Here is a 16,745-nt window from a genome sequence, read left to right on the forward strand (position 1 = left end):
TATAGTAGAGGTAATTGATTTACATAAAAACCACAATCATGAAATATCATTTTTTCATTGTTTTTTTACTCTTGCTTGGTGCTTGTACTTCTGAAGACACCTTATTTGAAAAGGTAAGTGCCAATCATACCAATATTACCTTTAATAATGAGATTAAAGTCACAGATTCGTTAAATGTACTTGAGTTTGAGTATATCTATAATGGAGCTGGTGTGGGTGTGGGTGACGTAAATAATGATGGACTAACTGATATATTTTTTGCTGGTAATCAGGTGAGTTCTCAACTTTATCTGAATAAAGGAAACTTTGAATTTGAAGATATTACTACAAAGGCGAAGGTTAGCACAAAATCGTGGTGTACGGGTGTGGCGATGATAGACATCAATCAAGATGGTAAATTGGATATTTATCTTTCTACTATTCATCCTAACAGAGATAAGTCAGCCCTCAAATTACTATTTATCAATCAAGGAAATGATAAAGATGGTGTTCCAATTTTTAAGGAATCAGCTAAAGAGGTAGGCTTAGCCGATGATTCTTATGGTACTCAGGCTACTTTTTTTGATTATGATTTAGATGGCGATTTGGATATGTATTTGTTAACAAATGCGATGGAAGGGTATAATAGAAATAATAGTATTGGACAACATCAGGATGCATCGGGGCGAAGAGTAGATAAATTATTTAGGAATGAAGGTAATAACAAACAAGGCTTACCTATTTTTAAAAATGTTTCAAAACAAGCAGGAATTGTGGATGATGGTTGGGGCTTAGGCGTAATTATCAATGATATTAATCAAGATGGTTATCCAGATGTTTTTGTAGGCAATGATTTTTTCTCTAATGATCACCTTTACATTAATAACAAAAACGGGACATTTAGTAATAAAACAGATGAGTATTTCAGACATTTATCTCAGAATTCTATGGGGGTAGATATGGCCGATATTAATAACGATGGCTTAAATGATTTGGTGGTTTTGGACATGCTTCCAGAGGATAACCTCCGACAAAAAACAATGTTTATGAATATTGAGTACGATAGATTTCAAGATAATTTAAGAAAGAAATTTTACCCACAATATGTGCGGAATGTACTTCAAATTAATAATGGAAATGGTTCTTTTAGTGACATCGGATACTTGTCAGGAGTAGCAGCAACAGATTGGTCTTGGAGTCCATTATTAGCTGATTTCGATAACGACGGCTTGAGAGATTTATTGATTACTAATGGGTATCGTTTAGATGTAACAGACTTAGATTTCGTCGTTTATCGTAGAGATTTTGAAAGGATTGACAATCCTAAAGATAGGCTAAAAAAGATGCAAGAAGCCTTTGCAACATTGACAGGTGTAAAAAAGCCCAATTTTTTATTTAAGAATAAAGGTAATTTACAGTTTGAGAATGCAACAAAATCTTTTGGATTAGGTGATGCTTCCTATACAAACGGCACAGCTTATGCTGACTTTGACAATGATGGTGATTTAGATTTAGTCATGAATAATATTGATGATAAAGCTTTTATTTATCGGAATAAATTGATGGATAAAAACAAAGATGCCTCATCTGTCAATAACCATTTTTTAAGGCTAAAATTACAAGGTAATAGCCCAAACAGAAGTGCATTCGGAGCAAAAGTAAATATTTGGTATCAAGGAAAATATCAGTTTGCTGAACATCAAACGATTAGAGGCTATAAATCTACCGTCGAAGATTTTATCCATTTTGGTGTGGGAAATGCTTCAAAAATTGATAGTTTAAAAATTACATGGGGTTCTGGCAAAGAGCAGGTGATAAAAAATATTACCTCAGACAGAGTATTGATTGTAAGTGAAAACAATGCTTTGCCTATTTCAAAGCAACTTCCGAAGGATGAAATCTACACTTTTAAAGAAGTATCTCAGGAATATCATATCGACTGGAATTCAGAAGAATTTGACTATAACGATTTCTTAATTCAGCATACTTTACAGCATAAACATTCTGAGTTAGGAGGGGGTATTGCGGTAGGCGACATCAATAATGATGGTTTAGAAGATTTTTTTGTGGGTGGTTCGGCTCATAAACAAGGAGCTTTCTTTTTACAAAACGCCAATGGAAAGTTTACTAAAAAATACTTTACAGAGAAAACAGAAGAAGATATGGGCGTACTGCTCATTGATATTGATAATGATAAAGACCTCGATTTGTATTGTGTAAGTGGAAGCTCAGAATTTACTACCAACAATACAAAGTATCAAGACAGACTATATTTCAACGATGGAAAAGGGAATTTTAAACCTTCAATGGATTATTTGCCCGTTACCAAATCAAGTGGTATTTGCATTAATGCTTGTGATTTTGATAAAGATGGAGACTTGGATATTTTCCGTGGTGGTAGAGTCCGTTCAACAGAATACCCATTAACGCCTGAATCATATTTATTTCAAAATAATGGCAAAGGGCATTTCAATAATATTGCTCCTGCCATACAAGATTTAAGCCTTTGCGGAATGGTAACTGCTGCCTTATGGACAGATTATGATAACGATACGTGGATGGATTTAATCGTGGTTGGTGAATTTATGCCCGTTTGTATTTATAAGAATAATCAAGGGAAATCATTTACTAAAATGGCACCCAAAGGCTTAGAAAAATCTAATGGCTGGTGGAATAGTATTTCTGGTGGAGATTTTGACAATGATGGCGATACAGATTATATCGTAGGGAACTTAGGGCTAAATACAAAGATGAAAGCCTCTGAATCACAACCTGTTAGTGTATATTACAAAGATTTTGATGATAATACTATCATGGACCCTCTATTCACAGCTTATAATCAAGACAAGGAATATTTAGTACATCCAAGAGGTGCGCTGATAGACCAGTTAATTGCTATGAGGAGACGTTTTAAAACATTTAAAGAGTATGGCGAAACTACTTTCGACAAAGTACTTCCTCCCGCAGATTTGAAAAATATTACGAAATTACAGGCTTACACTTTTGCCAATTCCTATCTCGAAAATAAAGGCAATGGACATTTCGAACTAAAACCATTACCCATTGAAGCACAATTTTCTGTTATGTACGGTACACTCATCAAAGATTTTAATGATGATGGAAATTTAGACATTTTATCAGTGGGCAACGACTACGGAACGGAAGTACTAACAGGTAGATATGACGCTGGTATCGGAAATTATTTACAAGGTGATGGCAAAGGGAATTTTAAAAATGTATCTGTAACAAAGAGCAATTTTTTTGTAAAGGGCGATGCAAGAGCAATCGCTCAACTGCATTTGAAAAATGGATATAGTTTATACTTAGTTTCTCAGATTAATAATAAACTACTTTCATTTGTACAGCAGGATGAAAAAAATAGCATTGTTAAAAACAAAAAAAGGAAACACGAAAAATACATTGGGTCGGGATATCTTTCACAGAGTAGTACGAGGGATTAATTATTATGTAAACTGTAGCAAGGTACTTCTACTATCATAAGTAGAACATCGTTTAAAATATTTGAGTAAATACCATTAAAAATCCAGACAATGAAAAGCAGGAGATTACTTTTTTTTCTTATTAGCTTAATGATTAACTATTGCAACGTTTTTGCTCAACCGCCACGTGGGCCTTTGGTGGTTTCTCCACAGGTGAACCTTGATAAAACCGTCACGTTTCGTTATCAGTCTCTTTTGGCAAAAGATGTAAAATTGAATGCACAGTTTGAAAAATCTCCTGTATCTATGACTAAAGATGCTCAGGGAATTTGGAGTGTGACTGTTGGCCCTGTTAATCCCGACATTTATCCATATAGTTTCCAAGTTGACGGTGTTACAGTGATGGATCCTGCCAATGTTGCATTTTTTCCTAATGAACGATTTAAGGCTAGTCTTGTAGAAATACCAAGTACTCCTCCTTCGATATACACTATCAAAGATGTGCCACATGGTACTGTCAGCTATGAATATTATCCTTCGATTTCAGGTACAACAGGTTCGTTAGTAGTTTATACTCCACCTGGATATGCTAAAAATTCTAAGATTAAATACCCTGTGTATTACCTCATCAGTGGAACGACAGATACCGAAGAAACTTTTTTTAAAGTAGGAAAAGTGAACTTCATCATGGATAATTTGATAGCCGAAGGCAAGGTAAAACCTATGATAATTGTAATGCCTTATGGAAATATAGCAGCCAGACTAACAGAACAATTAGGTGGTCAAAAACCTGCTGACCCTGTAGTACGTGATGATGCTGATGCTGTGAAACGTGCCAAAGACTTTGAGAATGATTTGATAAAAAATATATTACCTTATATAGAGCAGAATTATCATACTGAAAATAATCGTGAGAGTCGTGCTATTGGCGGATTTTCTCGTGGGGGAGGACAAACCTTAAGAACAGCATTTAACAATATGAATACCTTCGCTTGGGTCTGTAGCTATAGCTCATACCTTTCGCCAGCAGAAATGGATAAAAGTTTCAGTCATATAACGAGTAATGTGCCAAATACTAACAAGCAATTAAAATTACTATGGACAAGTGTTGGTAATGAAGACTTTTTATACAAAGGAGCTGTAGAGTTTATGGACTATTTGTCTGCTAAAAACATAAACTACAAAAAATATATCAACGATGGCGGTCATACTTGGATGAATGTGAAGAAATATCTTAATGAAACACTACCATTATTGTTCAAATAACAAAAAAGTAGCCTCTCAAAAAGTATAGCATAATTCTGAATCAATTATCTAAAGTATTCAAACGAATCAAACTCATGAAACGAATAAATTACCTCTTTCAAGTCTTGTTATTTTCTACTGTTACGGTTTTAGCACAACGACCGCCGTCAATTAGTTCACCAGATGTACACGCTGATAATAGTGTCACTTTTAGGTATTTTTCTAAAGTCGCACAGAAAGTCACGCTTGTTGGTGAATTTTTAGCCAACCCTGTTGCATTAAAAAAGGATACTTCGGGGGTTTGGAGCGTAACTGTACCAGCTATTAAACCAGATATATATCCTTATAGTTTTTTTGTAGATAGTGTACAAATAGCAGACCCTAATAATAGTTATATTTTTGCCAACGAAAGATTCAAGCGCAGTATCGTAGATATTAAAGGAGATAAACCCCTTGTTCATTCCATTCAAAATGTACCTCATGGCAAAATTAATTATTGCTATTATCAATCATCAACCTTAGGGACTACTCGACAATTGCTTGTGTATACTCCTCCAGGCTATGACGCTTTTTCTGGCAATAAATATCCAGTTTTATACTTGATACATGGTGGTTCTGATACAGAAGAAACATGGACAAAGGTGGGGCGTGCAAACCTCATTGCCGATAACCTCATAGCAACAGGCAAAGCTAAACCCATGATTATTGTAATGCCCTATGGTAATGTCAGACCAGCACCAATGCCAGACTTTACCAAAGATGTTATCAATGACATCATTCCGTATGTAGAAAACAATTATTCTGTACTAACAGATAATGAACATCGTGCAGTAGCTGGGTTTTCGGTAGGAGGGGGACAAACGCTTAATATTGGACTTACTAATACGGATAAATTCGCTTATGTGTGTTCTTATGCACCATATACTGCAACGGAAGAATTTAAAAAGAATTTTACTGACTGGAATCCAGATGCTACAAAAATAAATAAGCAATTAAAATTATTTACGATTAGCGTTGGAACTGAAGATTTTTTATACGAAAGTGTGAAGCAAAATATTGCGATGTTTCAAGAAAAGAAAATTAAAATAGACCCCCTTATCGTATCGGGTGGGCATACTTGGATGAATTGTAAGTTATTTTTAGCCAACTCTTTACCACAACTCTTTAAATAAAAACATCATTCCTTCGCCAAGTAGAAAACGCTGAGACAACTTAAATATTTACTCTAAAACAACAACATAATTAAGCTTTTAATAATACAAATATGAAAAAAACAATAGTATGTTTTTCTATATTATTTCTAATGAACGTTATGGTTTATGCACAGAAAATAGAAAAAGAAGGTCCTAAAGGCTTTGACCAAGTAAGAACGGGAATTGCTACGGGTAAATTAGATACCATAAAATATGAGTCTAAAACCGTAGGTACTACTCGAAAAGCCTTAGTATATACGCCTCCTGGTTTTAATAAAAAAACAAAATACCCTGTGTTATACCTTTTGCATGGTATCGGTGGCGATGAAAAAGAGTGGCTCAACGGTGGTAAACCTCAGGTAATTTTAGATAATCTATATGCTGAAGGAAAAATACAAGCGATGATTGTGGTAATGCCTAATGGCCGTGCAATGAAAGACGACCGTGCCGTTGGCAATATTATGGCTCCTGATAAAGTACAGGCTTTTGCTACTTTTGAAAAAGATTTATTGAACGACCTCATTCCTTTTATTGAAAAAAGCTATCCAACTTTAACAGACAGAGAAAACCGTGCGATTGCTGGGCTTTCAATGGGTGGCGGACAATCGCTTAATTTTGGTTTAGGAAATTTAGACAAATTTGCTTGGGTAGGAGGTTTTTCATCTGCTCCCAACACCAAACTTCCACAAGAATTAGTTCCGAATCCTGAAGAAGCTAAAAAGAAACTTAAACTCCTTTGGATTTCGTGTGGTGATAACGACGGATTGCTTTCTTTTAGCAAACGTACACACGATTATTTATACCAAAACGATGTACCTCATATTTACTACATCGAACCTGGTGTACACGATTTCAAAGTTTGGAAAAATGGGCTGTATATGTATTCACAGTTTTTGTTCAAACCTGTTGATGTTTCATCTTTTAATAAATATACTATTTTAGGTACTCCTGCCAGCACGAATATTCGTAATGGTCAGTATCCTCAGATTCTGCCCGACAATCGTGTAGTTTTTAAAGTAAAAGCACCGAATGCCCAAAAAGTACAAATTGATTTGGGTAAAAAATACGATATGGTAAAAGATACCAGTGGTGTGTGGAATGTCACAACTGATTCTATCAGTCGTGGGTTTCATTATTATTCATTAGTGATAGATGGCGTAGCCCTTGTTGACCCTGCTAGTGAAACGTTTTACGGGATGAGTCGCCAAGCAAGTGGCATTGAAATTCCGTATAAAGAAGGAGGTTTTTATGCGTTGAAAGACGTACCTCATGGTGATATTCGCATTAAGAAGTATTTCTCGAAAGCCAGTAACTCATGGCGTGAAATGTACATTTATACTCCGCCAGGGTATGACAAATCAACTGACAAATATCCAGTTTTGTACCTACTGCATGGTGGTGGCGAAGACCAACGTGGATGGGCCACACAAGGACGTACCGACCTAATATTAGATAACTTGATAGCTGAGCAAAAAGCTAAACCAATGGTAATTGCCATGCTCGACGGTAATGTTGGTGGGCAAGGTGGCATAGCCAATTTTGGTGAAGCACAATTACGGGCTTTTGAAAATGAATTAAAAAATGGCGCTATTCCTTTTGTAGAAAGTAATTTCAAAGTAGAAACCGATGCCCAGCATAGAGCTTTGGCAGGTCTTTCGATGGGAGGTTTACAAACACTTTATGCAGGCATCAAGAATACTAATATGTTTTCCTACTTGGGCGTATTCAGCTCTGGATGGTGGGCAAATAACCCTAAACTAACAGACCCTCAGTATGATTTTATGAAAAATAATGCTACAACAATCAATACTAACCTTAAAGAATTGTGGGTTTCGATGGGAGGCAAAGAGGATATAGCATACAATAATTGTAAAATAATGTTGGGCAAATTTGATGAAATGGGTATCAAATACAAATACAGCGAATATGCAGGTGGACATACTTGGCCTGTTTGGCGACATGATATTTTCCAATTTTCACAATTATTATTTAAGTAAATTTTAAATTATCAATATCCAGTAAAGGAATATTGGATATTGATAATTGAGTAAATCATTCCGAAATAACAAGGATAATTTACTCGTCAATCTATTAAAAATGAAACACAACATATTTTTTTCAATATTATTGAGCTTATTTTATTTAACCAGTAATGCTCAAAATGCCAGTACTCAAGTGGCAAGTCCTGATAAGAACATTGTAGTAACTTGTGATGTAAAACAAGCATCCTATAGTATCGAATATAAGGGGGAAACGGTACTCCGTAATTCAAAATTGGGGATAATACGTGAAGATGAAGATTTCTCAAAAAATCTACAATTGATAAAATCGTCTGTCCCTAAAGTAGTGAAAGATAGTTATGCTATAAGTACCGCTAAAAAAAGCCATATTACGTATATAGCCACTGAAAAAGTATGGGAAACCAAAACGGCATCGGGCAAAAAGATGAATATTGTCTTTCGAGTATCAAATGACGGTGTGGCTTTTCGTTATGAGTTTCCTGAAAAATCTACTGATATTAAAAAGATTGTTGCAGAAGCGACTAGCTTTCATTTTAACGAAGGATCAAGAGCTTGGTTACAACCCAAAACAGAAGCTCAAACAGGTTTTGAACATACCAATCCTTCTTACGAAGCGCATTATGAAATAGATATTCCTACAGGTAAATCATCACCTGGGCCTAATGGATGGATATATCCAGCTTTGTTCAAAACAAACAACACGTGGTTATTGATAACGGAAGCAGCGTTAGACAGAACTTACTGTGGTACGGCTTTACAACAAAAATCGCCAGATAGCGAATACAAAATAAACTTTCCACAAAGCCCAGAAGTATTCAAAAATGGCGTGGCAACATTAAACCCTGAATCAGCTTTACCTTGGAAAACCCCTTGGAGAATCATCGCAATAGGAAGTTTAAAAACCATCTCAGAGTCAACTTTAGGCACAGATTTAGCATTACCTGCTAAAAAAATGGATGCTGATTTTATCAAAACAGGTAAATCATCATGGAGTTGGATTTTAGATAAAGACGATTCTACCGTTTATAAGGCGCAAAAAAAATACATAGATTTTGCTGCCGATATGAAATGGCAGTACTGTTTGATAGATGCCAATTGGGATGTTACCATTGGCTATGATTCTGTAAAAGTGTTGGCAGACTATGGTAAAACAAAAAATGTAGGACTACTCCTTTGGTATAATTCGGCTGGTAGTTGGAATACAGTAAAATTTACGCCAAGAGATAAACTACTTACTCACCAAAGCAGAGTAGAAGAATTTAGCAGAATCCAAAAAATGGGCATAAAAGGTGTTAAAATTGATTTCTTTGCTGGTGACGGACAATCTATGATTAACTACTATCAGGATATTTTAGAAGATGCCGCTACTTATCATTTATTAGTAAACTTTCATGGAGCTACTTTGCCCCGAGGCTTGCACCGTACTTATCCTAACCTCATGACTACTGAGGCTGTCGATGGCTACGAAATGATAACTTTTTCGCAGTATGCTGCTAATAAAGCTCCAGAGCATTCGGTAATGATTGCGATGGTTCGTAATGCCTTCGACCCAATGGACTTTACACCCATGAACTTATACAAAATACCTCGTATAAAACGTGTAACTACCTCAGCTTTTGAATTAGCAACATCTGTAGTTTTCTTATCGGGAATACAACATTATGCCGAACGTCCAGAAGGGATGAAACACGTACCTGAGTATGTAAAAGACTTTTTGAGAAATTTGCCAGATACTTGGGACAACGTTAAATTTATTGATGGCTATCCCGGTAAATTGTATGTTGTAGCAAGAGAGTCTGCTGGGAAATGGTATGTAGCAGGCATTAATGGAGAAAATATAGAGAAGCTCCTTAGTTTAGACTTGAGTTCTTTCAAAAATAAGAAAGGTAAATTAATCAAAACAGGTAAAAATGAGGTAGCCAATGAGCCTTCCTTTGAACAAAGCAATATAATCATTCCTTCTGATGGCAAATTAGATATTACCTTAAAAGGAAATGATGGTTTTGTGATTGTGTTCGAATAATTTAGATAGTAATACGTTTTTCAAGAGTACTAATCAAACAAGAAAATAGTACTCTTGAAATTTGAATAGATATTGAATTACAATTTTATGAGGCAAAAAATAATTTATAAAAAACAGACAGGTCTGTATGATTTGTCAAAACTTTCAATTACATTTGTTGAGTAAAAGAAAGAAATTAATGGAAACCAAGAAAAACATAGAAAATACGGCCGCAAGATTATTTTATGAACAAGGCTATAACTCAACTGGTATCAATCAAATAATAGCGGAAGCGGGCGTTGCAAAAGCCAGTTTATATGCTTATTTTCCTTCAAAAGTCGATTTACTGAAAAGCTATTTGAAAAATACCTCCGTTAGTTCAAATGAGGTTTTAAGAAGCATAGTCAACCAAAAACAAACACCACAAGAAAAAGTGCTTAGTATCTTTGATTTTCTGGTCAAATTTTCAAATGAAACAAACTTTAACGGCTGTCATTTTTTAAATATTGCAGCGGAAATTCCACAAAACAACCAAGACATACTTATTTTAATTCAAGACCAAAAGAATAAAATACGTGAGTTGTTTGTCGAAATTCTTGAACCTATTCATAATGAAGCCCTTGCTGATGAATTATATATACTATTCGAAGGAGCTTTGGCAAGCAGTAAAGTTTTTAAAGAAGATTGGACTATTGAAGCTACTCGCAGAATCGTAGAAAAATTATTATAGTTTTTTATTCAAAAGATAAAACAGACAAGTCTGTTTTTAATTAAAATTTATTTTTAACAAAAGAACAATGAAAAATACATTAAAGAAACCGGAAAAATTAGACTTAGCAACATTATTAGAGAGTCAGCCAAAACAAGTTCAACTTCATGATAATGATGAAGAAATAGTTATTCCTGATGAATGTGGTGATACTTTATGGGATAAAGTTTTGGCTCAATATGAAGATAAAGACACAGATAAATAATTAAAACTATGGCAAAGAATTTTGCAGAAATCGGATTTAGCTCGGCTGCCAAAAAATTACAAGAACAATTTGGTAGCAGAGCAAACTATGCCCGTATGGAAAGCCAAACGATATACGAAGGGTTAAGCAAATATGAACAAAATTTTATTGCCCAAAGAGATAGCTTTTATATGGCAACTATGGGCGAAAATGGCTTTCCTTATATTCAACACCGTGGTGGCCCCAAGGGTTTTTTAAAAGTATTGGATGAAAATCGGTTGGGGTTTATTGACTTCAAAGGAAATATGCAGTATATCTCGGTGGGTAATATGGCAACTAACAACAAAGTAGCACTGTTTTTAGTAGATTACCCAAACAAAAAACGATTAAAAATATATGCTAAAGCCGAAATTGTAGCACTCAAAGATAACCCAGAATTACATCATTTGCTTGATTTAGAAGGGTATAAGTTTCGCCCAGAACGTCTAATGATACTTCATGTAGAAGCCTACGACTGGAATTGCCCACAACATATTACACCACGATTTACAGTTGAAGAAATTGAAGCCGTTTTACAACCTCAATACGAACACATCAAAAACTTAGAAGCCGAAATTGCCGATTTGAAGGCTAAATTGGGTTTGATTGAATGAGAACAATATAGACAGTTTGTGTTATCTTATCCCTATCACTAGAGAATGAAATAGTTTATAGCATGATGATTTTACTACATTTATTATAAGAAACTCTTTATAAAATTTCTTTTAGGGCGTAGAGTATTTTGGATAGAGGCTCTGTTACAAACGATAGAGGTAGTTTAGTTTCCGTTCAAAATTACTACCACTCACTCAATTAGCTCCTTTTCTCGAGAATGACTATAATTTAATAGAGCTTGAGTCCAGAGACACAGGTAAATCGCATATTTATCTGAACTATATCCACATGAAATGTTAATTCCTAAGGGCTAAACCCTCTTTCAAAAATTAATTGCTATAATATTGCTTTCAGAATTATATGCTCAAAATAAGCACCATTTCAATTAAAGAGCAACATACCAGGTATTGTCAAAATATTGAAGAGAATCAGGGAGGTTGGAAATTTATAAAATAATAAAAACATCACTACTTAAAAGAAAACGAGTATGTAGATTATCCTAAAGATAGGAGGGGCAAAGCAAGTTTTATAATCATCTATTTTTACCTATATATTAAATTTTTTCAATAATGTTTGTAAAGTTTAATTTAGAAAACTAATTTTGTATATATAATCTATAATAACTATAGATTATATATAAAATCAACAATCTAAAAATATAAATAAAGCGATTTAAAAAAGATTATCTGTTTTAAATAAAAATGCCACTTCTGCTGGAACAGAAGTGGCTGGTTCAAAAAAGGTTCATTGTGGAATGATTCAGGAGCGCGCAAAAGCAGTACTCCCAGTACCTTATTTTTTAATTTAACCAATACAAAGTAAATGAAAAAAAAATTACTAGTAGTATTATGGCTAGGTATTTTATTGGTTCCTTTTGGTTTTTTTGCCCAAAATACCGATGCTACCATTAATTCTACACTCTCGGGAAGAGTGTTAGACGAAACTTCAAGGGAACCCCTCATTGGCGCTTCTATTAAAATTAAAGGAACTACTCATGGTGTATTAGCTGATGCAGAGGGTAGGTTTTACTTTAAGACTGGTCAAAAATTTCCTTATATTCTTGTAGTAAATTATGTAGGATATGATACCAAAGAGGTTATTGTAAAAACCGCCAACATCGAAATTCAACTTAAAGCAAATAATAAAGAGTTAAATGAAATCGTAGTTGTGGGTTATGGCACACAAGAACGTAAAAACTTGATTGGGTCAATCACTAAAGTAAACCCTTCAGATGTTAGTTCGATTCCTGTGGGAAGTATTGATGCTCAATTACAAGGAAAAGTATCAGGTGTACAAATTTCGTCTGCAACGGGTGTTCCTGGCGAGGCAGTTAATGTAAGAGTGCGTGGAGCAACTTCTATCAATGCCGACAACGACCCTTTGTATGTAGTAGACGGGGTGTTTATCAATAGCAATAGCCTTCAAACAATTGGTACAGGTGGCAAAGCTACTTCTCCTATTGCAGACTTGAACCCCACTGATATTCAAAGCATTGAAGTGCTGAAAGATGCTGAAGCAACAGCTTTGTATGGTTCAAGGGGTGCTAATGGCGTAATCTTGATTACCACCAAAAGAGGTAATTTTGAACAAGCACCAAAAGTAAATGTGAACGCAAGTTTTGGTCAAGCAAAAGCTACTAAACTTTGGGAATTGACAACTGGCCCAGAACACGCTCAATTAGTAAACGAATGGTGGATTAATACAGGAAAAGATACGCCATCGCTTAACAGAACGGTAGCAAACCGACCTTTCAGACCTGTATCAGAAGGTGGACGTGGCTTGCCCGAAGAACAACAAACTTATGATAGACTGAGCGAAGCTTTCCGTACAGCTACGCTTCAAAGTTATGATGTATCGCTATCAGGAGGTACAAAAACCACTAAGTATTATATTGGTGGTGGTTTCAATTCACAAGAAGCTATTCTTAAACCAATCACTTTTAATCGTGCAAGTTTTAAAGTAAATTTAGACCAGAAGATTAACGACAAAGTACAAATTGGTGTAAGTAACTCTTTTTCAAGAACCTACCGTAATCAGGCTCGTGCTGGTGATGGTCCACAAGGTGGTTTATTACAAGCAGCGTTGCATACGCCTACTTACTTATCACCCTATAATGAACAAGGTGTTTTAGTGGGTCGTGCAGGCTTTGATAACTTGACTTTATTGCTAGAAAACTACGACGTAAACTCTACTAGTTTAAGGTATATTGGTAACATTTATGCAGAGGCTTATCTTCTTCCTAACCTAAAACTTCGTTCAAGTTGGGGTGTTGATTATAACAATTATAATGAATCAGAGTATTGGAATACATTCCTTTTATTAGGAGCTCAAGGTGGCTTGGCTACTTCTTCGATTTCTCAATTTACTTCATTATTGAATGAACAAACGCTTACTTATCGCCAAAAATTGGGAGACAAACACTCTTTTGGTATTGTGGTTGGTAATACATTACAAAGTGACGTATTAAACAGAACGTATGCAGAAGGAAGAGGTTTTGCCAATAATTCTTTCAAAATTATTTCTTCAGCGGCTACCACAATTAGTTCTCAAAACTGGAGTAAAAGCAATTTAGCTTCCTTTTTTGCGAAAGCAGATTATAATTTTGATGGCAAATACTTATTCAATGTAAGCCTGAGAGCAGATGGTTCTTCACGCTTTGGAACAGACCGAAAATGGGGATATTTCCCAGCGGTAGGTGCTGCTTGGCGATTAAAACAGGAAGATTTTCTTAAAAACAATACTGTTATTTCAGACTTGAAATTAAAAGCAAGTTATGGTATTGTGGGTAACCAAAACGGTATCGGGAACTTTGCTTCGCAAGGTTTGTGGACAGGCGGTGCACCATACCAAGGAAGTGCAGGAACAGCGCCACAGCAATTGGCTAACCCAGATTTAAGATGGGAAAAGACAAATCAATTTAATGTGGGTATAGATGCTTCTTTATTAAATGGAAAAATTGCCTTTGAATTAAATTATTATACTAAATATACCAAAGATGGCTTGTTGCAATTGGCTTTACCAAGCACAACTGGCTTTGCCAATTATTGGAGCAACGCTGCCGAGATTAGCAATAAAGGTTTTGAGTTTAGTATCAATACTACTAATATCCAACAAGGTGGTTTTACTTGGACATCTAGTTTAAATATTGCTCAAAACATTAATAATATTGAGAAGTTAGAAAATCCACTTCGTTATGGAAGTAGAGAATTGATTCTTCAACAACAAGGTACTCCTCTTTACTCTTTCTGGGTATATAAACAATTGTATGTTGACCCTCAAACAGGAAACGTGGTGTATGAAGATGTAAATAAAGATGGACAAATCACTGTGGCTGACCGACAAATTGTAGGAAGTATTTGGCCGAAGTTCTTCGGTGGTTTTACTAACAATTTTACTTACAAAGGCTTTGAGGTGTCAGCATTTTTAGCTTTTCAGTATGGAAACAAAATCTATAACCATAATAAGTTCTTTGGCGAAGGCGGTGGATCTAGAGATGCAGCTCGAATTATTTTTGCCAGTAACGTAGCTCGTTGGCAAAAACCAGGTGACATCACCGATGTCCCTCGTCCAGATGGCGTTAATGTAAATAACTATCGTGATGGTGGAAGTCGCTGGTTAGAAGATGGTTCGTTTATACGTCTCCGTTCGTTAAATGTAGGCTATAACTTACCAAAATCTTTTGCTAAAAAACTCGGTGCAGAAGCATTTAAGGTATTTGTAAATGGTACCAATCTGTTCTTGATTACTAAATATACTGGACTCGACCCAGAGTCTAGTGCTAGTAGTGACCAAAATGCCCAAGGTATCGATTTAGGAACACCACCACAACCTCGTAGTTTTCAAGCTGGTTTTAATTTGACTTTCTAAATCAACTTAAGCATCAGAACAGACAACCAACTTTTAAATAATAGATGTATGAAAACATTCAAATTTATATATTCAATAGGTCTAATCGCTTTATTTACATCGTGTTCAAGCTATTTGGATGTAAAGCCATTAGAATCTATCTCAGATGCACAGACTATTTATGATAAAACGTCATCTGAAACAGCTATTAGGGGTGTTTATTCAGCACTTGCTAGTGGCAATTATTATGGCACTACGTTCCAATCTATTGGCTATTTATCAGGTGATAATATTCAATGGACTGGCTCGCAATCGCAAGTACAGGAGTTTATCAATAAAAAGGTAAATGCTGAAAATTCAACTATTTCAGGGGCATGGACAGCTATATATACTACGATTAACCGAGCTAATAATATTATAGCAAAAGTACCAGCAGTAACAGACCCACTTTTAACAGAAGCGCTGAAAAATCAGATTATCGGAGAAGCTTATTTTATTAGGGCTTTGGCTTACTTTGACTTGGCTCGTACATGGGGAGGCGTACCTATCGTAACGAAACCAACAGCTAGCCCAACTGAAAACAGAGGCATTGGCAGAAGTACACAGGCAGAAACGTATGCGCAAGTATTGAAAGACCTTGAGGCAGCAGAACCATTATTGCCTGCTACGACAGACCGCTACAGAGCTACTCGCAAAACAGCTTGGGCATTGCGTGCTCGTTATCATTTATACCAAAAGGAGTGGGCAAAGGCAGAGGAATATGCAACTAAATTGCTGACAGATACGAACTATCGTTTACTGAAACCATTCAATACTTTTTTTACTAACGATGCAAGAGGAACGCAAGAGTCGGTTTTTGAAATTTTCTATAGTGCCAACGAACCTAATACTCACCGCAACCAATGGCAACCTCAAACCAACGGGGGTACTCGCCAATGGGCACCCAATGATGCGCTTGTAGCATTGCTCAACGACCCTGCTGTGGGTGGTACTCGCAGTACGCTAGTTGCCAAAGACAACCAAAATCGTTGGTATGGCAATTTGTATTACAGAACGCCTGCTGCCGACCCTACTTATGTAATTCGTATTGCAGAATTATATTTAATTCGCTCGGAAGCGCGTGCTAACCTAGACAAAATTACGGACGCACTTGCAGATTTAAATGCTGTCCGTGACCGTGCAGGCCTTGTAGCAAGCACTGCTTCAAACAAAGACAATGTACTCTTAGCCATTGAAAATGAAAGAAGAGTAGAGTTTGCTTTAGAACCGCATCGTTGGTATGATATCGTCAGAACAGGTCGTGCCGCACAGGTATTTAACCTTAGCGATGCGAACAGATTCGTTTTGCCGATTCCATCAGGAGAATTATTGATTGATAAATCATTGGTACAAAATAAAGGATATTAATTTTT

10 protein-coding genes and 1 pseudogene are annotated in these 16,745 nt (G+C 35.7%); all 11 read left to right on the forward strand.

What is annotated here, in order from left to right:
• The first annotated feature begins 38 nt into the window (after positions 1-38).
• The 11 genes and pseudogenes from AC1RNE_RS22580 to AC1RNE_RS22630 all read left to right on the forward strand — a co-directional run bounded on the left by AC1RNE_RS22580 (position 39) and on the right by AC1RNE_RS22630 (position 16,740).
• Positions 39-3,440, forward strand: coding sequence for a VCBS repeat-containing protein (locus tag AC1RNE_RS22580; RefSeq protein WP_492804392.1), 3,402 nt, complete (start codon positions 39-41; stop codon positions 3,438-3,440).
• A gap of 90 nt (positions 3,441-3,530) precedes the next feature.
• Positions 3,531-4,685, forward strand: a complete 1,155-nt coding sequence (locus tag AC1RNE_RS22585; protein WP_492804394.1) for an alpha/beta hydrolase-fold protein — start codon at positions 3,531-3,533, stop codon at positions 4,683-4,685.
• Between the two features lie 74 nt (positions 4,686-4,759).
• Positions 4,760-5,836 carry an esterase gene (locus AC1RNE_RS22590; protein ID WP_492804396.1) on the forward strand — a complete coding sequence of 359 codons (1,077 nt, stop codon included), beginning with the start codon at positions 4,760-4,762 and terminating at the stop codon, positions 5,834-5,836.
• 92 nt (positions 5,837-5,928) lie between these two features.
• Positions 5,929-7,854 (forward strand): alpha/beta hydrolase-fold protein, encoded by a 1,926-nt coding sequence (locus AC1RNE_RS22595; protein ID WP_492804398.1) that lies wholly within the window; start codon positions 5,929-5,931, stop codon positions 7,852-7,854.
• A gap of 100 nt (positions 7,855-7,954) precedes the next feature.
• A complete protein-coding gene (locus AC1RNE_RS22600; RefSeq protein ID WP_492804400.1) occupies positions 7,955-9,901 on the forward strand; it encodes a glycoside hydrolase family 97 protein in 1,947 nt (648 codons plus the stop codon).
• A 178-nt stretch (positions 9,902-10,079) separates the two neighbouring features.
• Positions 10,080-10,610, forward strand: a complete 531-nt coding sequence (locus AC1RNE_RS22605; RefSeq protein ID WP_492804401.1) for a TetR/AcrR family transcriptional regulator — start codon at positions 10,080-10,082, stop codon at positions 10,608-10,610.
• Positions 10,611-10,677: 67 nt separating this feature from the next.
• Complete coding sequence (locus AC1RNE_RS22610) at positions 10,678-10,854, forward strand: hypothetical protein (protein ID WP_492804403.1); 177 nt, start codon at positions 10,678-10,680, stop codon at positions 10,852-10,854.
• Positions 10,855-10,862: 8 nt separating this feature from the next.
• A complete protein-coding gene (locus AC1RNE_RS22615; protein WP_492804404.1) occupies positions 10,863-11,486 on the forward strand; it encodes a pyridoxamine 5'-phosphate oxidase family protein in 624 nt (207 codons plus the stop codon).
• Between the two features lie 217 nt (positions 11,487-11,703).
• Positions 11,704-11,787, forward strand: a pseudogene (locus AC1RNE_RS22620) (hypothetical protein); the annotation flags it as partial.
• Positions 11,788-12,309: 522 nt separating this feature from the next.
• On the forward strand, positions 12,310-15,354 hold the full coding sequence (locus AC1RNE_RS22625) for a SusC/RagA family TonB-linked outer membrane protein (protein ID WP_492804406.1): 3,045 nt from the start codon (positions 12,310-12,312) through the stop codon (positions 15,352-15,354).
• A 48-nt stretch (positions 15,355-15,402) separates the two neighbouring features.
• Entirely contained in the window at positions 15,403-16,740 is a 1,338-nt protein-coding gene (locus AC1RNE_RS22630; protein WP_492804408.1) for a RagB/SusD family nutrient uptake outer membrane protein, read from the forward strand.
• The last annotated feature ends 5 nt before the right edge of the window (positions 16,741-16,745 follow it).

It is taken from the genome of Arcicella sp. GW822-FHT02H01 (genome assembly GCF_058802005.1).

Excerpts from the sequence above, each read along its gene's own strand:
- AC1RNE_RS22625 (WP_492804406.1), top strand. The coding sequence starts at position 12,310 with ATGAAAAAAAAATTACTAGTAGTATTATGGCTAGGTATTTTATTGGTT.
- AC1RNE_RS22615 (WP_492804404.1), top strand. The coding sequence starts at position 10,863 with ATGGCAAAGAATTTTGCAGAAATCGGATTTAGCTCGGCTGCCAAAAAA.
- AC1RNE_RS22630 (WP_492804408.1), top strand. The coding sequence starts at position 15,403 with ATGAAAACATTCAAATTTATATATTCAATAGGTCTAATCGCTTTATTT.
- AC1RNE_RS22600 (WP_492804400.1), top strand. The coding sequence starts at position 7,955 with ATGAAACACAACATATTTTTTTCAATATTATTGAGCTTATTTTATTTA.
- AC1RNE_RS22590 (WP_492804396.1), top strand. The coding sequence starts at position 4,760 with ATGAAACGAATAAATTACCTCTTTCAAGTCTTGTTATTTTCTACTGTT.
- AC1RNE_RS22595 (WP_492804398.1), top strand. The coding sequence starts at position 5,929 with ATGAAAAAAACAATAGTATGTTTTTCTATATTATTTCTAATGAACGTT.
- AC1RNE_RS22605 (WP_492804401.1), top strand. The coding sequence starts at position 10,080 with ATGGAAACCAAGAAAAACATAGAAAATACGGCCGCAAGATTATTTTAT.
- AC1RNE_RS22610 (WP_492804403.1), top strand. The coding sequence starts at position 10,678 with ATGAAAAATACATTAAAGAAACCGGAAAAATTAGACTTAGCAACATTA.
- AC1RNE_RS22585 (WP_492804394.1), top strand. The coding sequence starts at position 3,531 with ATGAAAAGCAGGAGATTACTTTTTTTTCTTATTAGCTTAATGATTAAC.
- AC1RNE_RS22580 (WP_492804392.1), top strand. The coding sequence starts at position 39 with ATGAAATATCATTTTTTCATTGTTTTTTTACTCTTGCTTGGTGCTTGT.